The following is a 7,075-nucleotide window of genomic DNA, read 5'->3' on the forward strand; positions in this document are numbered from 1 at the left end:
GACCGTGGTCTCATCCGAGGCCAAGCCGGCTTCCATTGGTGGCCAAACTCTGTCGCCGCGAACTGATCACCCGGATTCCGTATCAGGACCTTTTGTTTTGCTTGAGTCCGCTGGACGTGGGTGATTCAAGCTCTCGAACTGACGGGGGTGATGATGAGCAAGCTTTTCTGGCTGACTGAGAAGCATCTGGAGCGGCTGAAATCGTTCTTTCCGAAGCGCGATGGCAAGCCGCGGGTCGATGATCGGCGCGTGCTAACCGGCATAAACTTCATCAATCGCAACGGGTTGCGATGGTGTGATGCACCCCGGGAGTATGGCCCGCCGAAGCCCTTCTGCAATCGGTGGAAGCGGTGGGGCGATATGGGGGTCTTCGCCCTGATGATGGAGGGGCTGGCATCCTAAGGTGGCGAGGAGAAGGTCATCATGATCGACGCGACTACCTGAAATCGCATCGCACGGCCTCGAGCCTACGGGCGAGAAGGGGGGCCTGACCATCAACGCGGGCGTCTGATCGGGCGTAGGAAGGGCGGGCTGAACACGAAGCTGCACGCCGTCACGGATGCGAAAGATCGGCCGTTGCGGTTCTTCATGACGGCGGGCCAGGTCAGCGATGACACCGGCGCGGCGGCCCTGTTGAGCAGCCTGCCTGCCGCTGAACGCCTGATCGCGGACCGGGGATATGATGCCAACCGGTTCCGAGACGCGTTGAAAGAAAAGCGGATACGTCCCTGCATCCCGGGCCGAAATTCCCGCGGCAAGGCCGTCCGAAACGACAAGCGCCGCTACAAGCCGCATCGAGATCATGCCCAAGAACTGGCGCCGCATCGCGACACGCCACGACAAGTGTGCCAAGACCTTCCTCTCCGCCGAGGCCCTCGCCGCAGCCGTCATCCTCTGGCTTCGAAATCAATGACTCTGGAGCCTATGACTCGCCCCCATCGAGTGGCCCACTTTTTCTGTTAGTGCATGATGGGTCTCGACGCTAGCGTTAGCGTGCCCGTCGCAGCGGTTCGATGTGGCGGACACGGCCACGCAGCGAGCGCCGGAACGAAGACCTCTGGCGCCGGTGGCCGGTAGCCCAGCTATCCATGCGGGCGAACGGTGTTGTAATGGCGGCGCCAGCTTTCGATCACGATGCGAGCCTCGCTGAGCGAGTAGAAGATCTCGCCGCCGAGCAACTCGTCGCGCAGGCGGGCGTTGAGGCTTTCGATATAGCCGTTCTCCCAGGGTGAGCCCGGCTCGATGAACGCCGTCTTGGCGCCGACGGTTTCGATTCAGCCGCGCACCTTCCTGGCGATGAATTCGGCGCCGTAGCATGTTTGGAATGGAGCGCTGCGGGAGGTTATGGCCGCGCGCGGGGCCCTCCAATCGCGCAGCGGGCGGCAATAACCAGGACTCAGGTCTCTATGGTGGTTTTGCGAACCACACCATCAAGGAGACCCGACTATGGCAAAGGCCCAGCATACCCCGGATGCACGCATTCTGGTAGGCATCGACATTTCCAAGAACCGTCACGAGGTGCTGATGTTCGTGCCCGGCAGGATGCGCCGTCGGCGGATAACGGTGCTGAACACCGCTGACAAATACCAGCGCCTGATCGCGGTGCTTCGCGGTTTCGAGCTGCCCGCGCACGCGCGAGGCACTGCACAACAGTTGGGACAAGAACGATCCGAAGGATGCGCAGGTCATCCTGCACATGTTGCAGATCGGCGCGGTCCAGGTCTTCCACGATCCTCTGGTGGAACAACCTCGTCGACCGCCCGTGGAAAATCATGTCCATCGGAATGCGCCAATGGGCACATGGGTTGCTATGAGCGAACGCATCACGCGCGCGTGGATGCGCCATGTTGTGAATCGATTGCACCAGTGGCCGAACAGCGCGAAGTGTCATCATCCGCTATGCGCTGGTGGCCTATGGCCGCTGTCCACCACCTTTCGAGGCGTCGCAGTTGCATCGCGAGACGCTGTCCCGTCGCGCGCAGGCGAAGGCCCTGACACTTAGGTGTGTGGCATCACGCGCTGCACCAGGCGCCGGAGAATTGAAAGGATGCAGAATTAGTAACGCGTCGCGGCCAAGAATCTGTCCGCCAGCGTCGGTAGCGGAGGCGGTGGCGCGCGCCGCAGGAAGTGATCTCAATGAGCGCCTTGACGGTGTGATCCCGGGACGCCAGCGCCTTGAAGAAGTCGGTGGGCGTGCGCTGGCTACCCTGATCCATGTTGAAGATTTCGGGGTTTCCGTGCTTTACCAGCGTTTCTTCCACTGCTTCAATGAACCTCAAGTCACGGGCGCAGCTCGACCGCTATATCGAGGGTCTGGCGCGCACCGGTGTCGCTTGAGCGCCGGGATCACGGCTTGCCGACCGCGCGGCGGGCGTAGCATCCTGATCGCGGTCCAATGAAAAACGGGGGCGACTTGCGTCACCCCCGTTCCGATCATCGTGTTTGCCGAACCGTGGTTCAGGCGAGCGCGAGGTTCGTTGCCGACTCGCGGCCGTTGCGATCGCTTTCGAGATCGAACGTCACGGCCTGGCCGTCATTGAGTTCGCGCAGGCCGGCACGCTCGAGCGCGCTCACATGGACGAATACGTCCTTGGAACCATGCGCGGGGGCGATGAAGCCGAAACCTTTGGTGGCGTTGAACCATTTCACGGTGCCATTGGCCATCGTGATATCTCCTGTCTGATTGCCATCCACATGATCGCGATGGCCCGGCTCAGTGTCGTCAGAGTCGCAACTGAAGCCGAAAGGAGACAGAAGGTCGAATGAAGATTCTTTGCACGACCGATATGCACGTTGCCCCGCCGGATTACAAGTTGCGTTGTCGAAGAAGGCGACCCGACCGGACCTGCCGACGGTGCGGCTGCGCGTGATCGAGGTCAAATCGCCGCGCTGCGGATTCGTGTTACCGGGGAAGCCGTCCCATCGTCCCTCAACGGATGCCCAGATGCCGACCGAAGGCCCGAACCATGGCGTCGACGCTCGCCGTTCCTCACGGGTGCCGCGCTTGCTGCGCCGACCCGTCGCGGCATTGATCGATCTCTGAGGGGCAGTGATGATGCGCCGCGTCCTCTGGCTCCTGCTGATGGCCGTGGTGCTGGGCGCCGGCGTCATCGTGCTGGTCTGGCAGCGCGACATGCGAGGCATCGAGGCGCGGCTCGAGGCCGGCGCGCGCGTGGTCGAGACCTCCTTTGGCCCGGTGGCCTATGCCGAAGGCGGGCAGGGCGCGCCGGTGCTGGCGATCCACGGCGCGGGCGGCGGGCACGACCAGGGGCGGTTGCTGGCCGAGGCCTTCCTGCCCGAGGGCACCCGCTGGATCGCGCCGTCGCGCTTCGGCTATCCCGGCTCAAGCCTGCCCGCCGACCCCTCGACCGCTGCGCAGGCGGACGCATTTGCCGCGATGCTCGACGCCCTCGGGATCGACCGGGTGACCGTGCTCGCCATGTCCGGTGGCGTGCCCCCGGCGCTGCAGTTCGCCCTGCGCCATCCCAACCGGACGCAGACGCTGGTGCTGCTGTCGCTCGCCCCCTATGCGCCGCTCACGGCCGAGGCACAGGAACTGCCCGTCCCCCTCTGGCTCTACGACGCGCTTTTTGCGACCGACCTGCCGATCTGGGCCATGCTGCGCCTGTCCCCCCGGACGCTGGCGCCGATGTTCGACGCTCGCCCCGAACCGGTCGCGCGGATGACCGGGGCCGAGCGCGCCTTCCTTGACGCGATGATCGCGGCCTTCCTACCGGTGACCGCGCGCCGCGCGGGGCTGGCGAACGAGGGCGCGGCCATCGACCCCGCCGCCGCCATCGACCCGGCCGGGATCGCGGTGCCGGTGCTGATCGTTCACGCCCGCGACGACCGGATCACGCCCCTTGCCACCGCCACCTTCACCGCCGAACGGCTGCCGCAGGTCGAGACGCTTTTCGTTGACACCGGGGGCCATCTGCTGCTGGGGCATCACGCGGCGGTGCGGGCGCGGATCGCCGCCTTCCTTGCCGCCCATGCCGAGCAACAGGCAGAGTGACCCTTCCTTGAAGCTTCAGGATCATGACCCTTTTCAAGATCATCCTTCTCGCCCTTGTCGGGGTTCTCATCCTCGCTCTCGCCCTTGGCTTCTGGGTGCATTCCCGCGACCGGGCGCAGGCCGCACGGGTCTGGGCGGCGCTGGAGACCGCGCGCGAGGCCGACCCGCCCGCCTTCGATCCCGCGATGGTCGCGGACCTGCCCGAGGTGGCGCAGCGCTATTTCGCCCGCGCCATCGAACCCGGCACGCCCCTGCACCGCCTGGTACGGCTGGAGATGGCGGGCAGCTTCATCATGAACGGCAACGCCATGCCGATGTCCGCGCGCCAGATCCTTGCGCCGCCGGCGCGGGGGTTCGTCTGGCAGGCGGAAGTCGGCACGGGGCTAATGCGTTTCGCAGGCTCGGACGGCTATCACCGCGCGGCGGGGCGCGCGGAAAGCTGGACCAAGTTCTGGCTGCGCGGCCTGATCCCGCTGGTCCGGGTCGGCGACACCGAGGATCACGCCCGCGCCGCCGCCACCCGGGTGACGATGGAGGCGATCTGGGCCCCGGCCAGCCTGCTGCCGCAGTTCGGCGCGCAGTGGGTCCAGACCGGCCCAGACAGCGCCGAGATCCGCTTCGACCATGCTCAGAGGATAGCGCCGATGCAGATCACCCTCGATGCCGCGGGCAACCCGGTCGAGGTCTGGGCGATGCGCTGGACCGACGCCAACCCCGAGAAGGTCTATCGCCTGCAGCCCTTCGGCGGCCGAATGCTGGATATGGGCCGGTACGCGGGCTTCCTGATCCCGACAAGCGTCGAGATGGGCAACATGTGGGGCACGCCCGACTACGCGCCCTTCTTCCGCGCCACCCTCACCCGCGCCGAGTTCTGACATGATCGCGCCCGCTGCCGCCCCGGCCCCGTTGCGCCTGTCCGACGCCGCCGCGATCCTGACCCTGGCTTGCGTTGCCGCCAACCTGGCCCTGGCCGAGCCCTTCGCCGCCGTCCCCGCGCAGCTTCGACCGGGCGCCTGGAGCCAGGACACGATCTCGGCCCCCGTCGCGCTGGCGTTGCTGGCGGTGAACGCCCGGCTGCGGCGGGGCTGGGCCAAGGGCTGGCTGATCTGGGCGGGGCTGATCGGCTACCTGGTCTATGCCTACGCCCTCTACAGCTTCGACCGGGTGATGAACCCGGTCTGGTTGCTTTACGTCGCCGTGCTCTCGACCAGCGCCTTCGCGGCCTTCCTGTTCCTGCGCGCCGTCGATCCGGCCACCCTGCGTCCGGCTGCGCGCACGCCGCCACGCCGGATCGTGGCGGGACTCTTCGGGCTGCTGGTGGCGCTTTTCACCGCGCTCTGGCTCTCCATGCTCCTGCCTGCGATGGCCGCGCGAACGCCTCTGCCAGGACAGACGATCTTCGTGCTCGACCTCGGCTTCGCCCTGCCGCTGGTCGGGCTGACCGCGTGGTTTCTGTGGCGGGGTCACCCGGTCGGCGACCTGCTGGCGATCCCGATGCTGATGAAGGCGGCGACGCTGGGGATCTCGGTGTTCCTCGGCACGCTCTACACCTGGGCCCTGTTCGACGGGCCGTTCATGTCCTTCGACCTCGCGCTCTACGCCCTGATGGGCTTCGGCCCGGCTGTTTTGATCCGCCCGGTCTGGCGCGGGCTTGAGGTCGCCAGGGCCGGGTGACCCGCTGCGGCCCTGCCCGCCGCTTGCGTCGCTGGGTTTCTCGGGCGCTCCTGCCATCTCTGAACCTCCCGGCGGGATATTCCTGTATAAGAGGGCGGCCACTTTAGTGGGGCACTCCAAAAACTAGGGTCAGGCAATGCAGCGCTTCGTTGTTTCCTGCGCACTCATCGCCGTCCGGTGGATTGGCCTTGCCCTCTTGCTGAAGTCGATCACACTCGACGTCGGTGAACTGCCGGTCGACTACCGGTCCTATTCGGAGGCCGCCGATCGACTGGCCGTGACAGGCTCACCGTATCCCGATGCAGAGACCGTGCAGGAGAGGTGGCGCGCCATGCATCGGAGTGCTGTTGCGGCTTTCAGGCCGGGTCTCGCACCCGACGTCACCCCCGAGGTCATCGCCGGTCCGTATCTCTACCCGCCAGGGCTCGCAGTTCTCATCCACCAGACCCGGCTCAGCGCGCTCGCCTACCTCATCGCGTTGACCGGCGTGACAATCGCGCTCTGTCTCGCTTGGTTGCTTCTGGCCAGAACAGGGTCCCTGCTGTGGCTCTTACCGATGGCGGTCTCGATCGACCTTGTCGCCTCTTTCCTCGGCGGAAACATCGAGATCTTCCTCATTGCGCTGTCGATGCTGGCTTGCTGGCTCATCTGGCGTCAGCACGCGTTTCTGGCGGCCCTGCCGGTGGCAATGGTGCTGAGCGTCAAGCCGCAGTTCGGACTGCTCTTCCTGGCCTTCGCCGTGATCGGAGGTCTTGCGGCAGGGCAGGGGCCGCGCTTCCGGCGTGGCGCGTTGATTGCAGCCTGCACGAGCGCAGTGCTCGTCTTGCTGGAAACGATGCGATGGCCCGCAACAGCGCGGGCGGACTTCCTGTCCTATCTCGCCGACCCCCTCGCATTTCAGTATTTTGCGCTTTCCGCGGAAGAGCAGTGGCCAATGTATCTGTGGAACCGGGCGCCGCTCCAGATATTGCTGAACGCCGGGCTGAACTTCGAAACGGCGCAAGTGCTGTCGCTCGCAATCTATGCGCTGATGCTTCTGGTCGCCGCTGCCCTGCTCCGCGACCGGCGCCTGAGTTTCGCGCAGGTCTTCGCCATGGCCTACATTCTCCTGCTGATCGGGCGTCCGATCATCTGGTCGATGCCATTGTTGGCGGTCTTCGTCCTCACCGCCTCATGGCCAGCGCTTGGACGCCGTGAGCGTATCGCGCTGGGGGGCGTTGCGGCAGCCGTCGGGCAATCACATTGGGTGGCGTTCGTGCTTTTTCCGCTGGGGGTCTGGCCCGGGCTTCTGACCTTGCAGACCGCAGCATTCCCCTGGGAAACCCTGCTGGTCTTGCCTGGGGCCTGGGCGGTAGTCGTCATCAGCGCACGGCAGCGCGCCCAAAG

The 7,075-nt window shown here is 65.7% G+C and carries 6 protein-coding genes and 3 pseudogenes; 7 read left to right on the plus strand and 2 right to left on the minus strand.

Going from position 1 to position 7,075, the window contains the following annotated elements; translation table 11 throughout:
- Nucleotides 1-153 precede the first annotated feature (153 nt).
- Nucleotides 154-913, plus strand: a pseudogene (locus IM708_RS19785) (IS5 family transposase).
- 46 nt (nucleotides 914-959) lie between these two features.
- Here IM708_RS19785 and IM708_RS21460 read toward each other — a convergent pair.
- A pseudogene (locus tag IM708_RS21460) lies at nucleotides 960-1,310 on the minus strand (transposase); the annotation flags it as partial.
- A gap of 136 nt (nucleotides 1,311-1,446) precedes the next feature.
- Between IM708_RS21460 and IM708_RS21465 the strand changes: the two are divergent.
- Nucleotides 1,447-1,738, plus strand: a pseudogene (locus tag IM708_RS21465) (IS110 family transposase); the annotation flags it as partial.
- 719 nt (nucleotides 1,739-2,457) lie between these two features.
- Here IM708_RS21465 and IM708_RS19800 read toward each other — a convergent pair.
- The gene (locus IM708_RS19800) at nucleotides 2,458-2,664 is read right to left on the minus strand and encodes a cold-shock protein (RefSeq protein ID WP_209428298.1); all 207 of its coding nucleotides are present in this window, start codon (nucleotides 2,662-2,664) and stop codon (nucleotides 2,458-2,460) included.
- A gap of 154 nt (nucleotides 2,665-2,818) precedes the next feature.
- Between IM708_RS19800 and IM708_RS19805 the strand changes: the two genes are divergently transcribed.
- The 5 genes from IM708_RS19805 to IM708_RS19825 form a co-directional block, all read left to right on the plus strand.
- The gene (locus tag IM708_RS19805; protein WP_209428299.1) at nucleotides 2,819-3,043 is read left to right on the plus strand and encodes a hypothetical protein; all 225 of its coding nucleotides are present in this window, start codon (nucleotides 2,819-2,821) and stop codon (nucleotides 3,041-3,043) included.
- Between the two features lie 9 nt (nucleotides 3,044-3,052).
- Nucleotides 3,053-4,015 carry an alpha/beta hydrolase gene (locus IM708_RS19810; RefSeq protein WP_209428300.1) on the plus strand — a complete coding sequence of 321 codons (963 nt, stop codon included), beginning with the start codon at nucleotides 3,053-3,055 and terminating at the stop codon, nucleotides 4,013-4,015.
- A 23-nt stretch (nucleotides 4,016-4,038) separates the two neighbouring features.
- A complete protein-coding gene (locus tag IM708_RS19815; RefSeq protein WP_209428301.1) occupies nucleotides 4,039-4,890 on the plus strand; it encodes a DUF6544 family protein in 852 nt (283 codons plus the stop codon).
- A gap of 1 nt (nucleotide 4,891) precedes the next feature.
- Nucleotides 4,892-5,689, plus strand: coding sequence for a hypothetical protein (locus IM708_RS19820; RefSeq protein WP_209428302.1), 798 nt, complete (start codon nucleotides 4,892-4,894; stop codon nucleotides 5,687-5,689).
- 136 nt (nucleotides 5,690-5,825) lie between these two features.
- Nucleotides 5,826-7,075 (plus strand): glycosyltransferase 87 family protein (locus IM708_RS19825; protein ID WP_209428303.1); only part of this gene is annotated, 1,250 nt, incomplete at its 3' end.

The sequence above is a fragment of the Pararhodobacter sp. SW119 genome (assembly GCF_017811755.1).
In the GTDB taxonomy this organism is placed as follows: domain Bacteria; phylum Pseudomonadota; class Alphaproteobacteria; order Rhodobacterales; family Rhodobacteraceae; genus Pararhodobacter.

Coding starts and splice junctions, on each gene's coding strand:
- IM708_RS19815 (WP_209428301.1), top strand. CDS start 4,039: ATGACCCTTTTCAAGATCATCCTTCTCGCCCTTGTCGGGGTTCTCATC.
- IM708_RS19810 (WP_209428300.1), top strand. CDS start 3,053: ATGATGCGCCGCGTCCTCTGGCTCCTGCTGATGGCCGTGGTGCTGGGC.
- IM708_RS19820 (WP_209428302.1), top strand. CDS start 4,892: ATGATCGCGCCCGCTGCCGCCCCGGCCCCGTTGCGCCTGTCCGACGCC.
- IM708_RS19800 (WP_209428298.1), bottom strand. CDS start 2,664: ATGGCCAATGGCACCGTGAAATGGTTCAACGCCACCAAAGGTTTCGGC.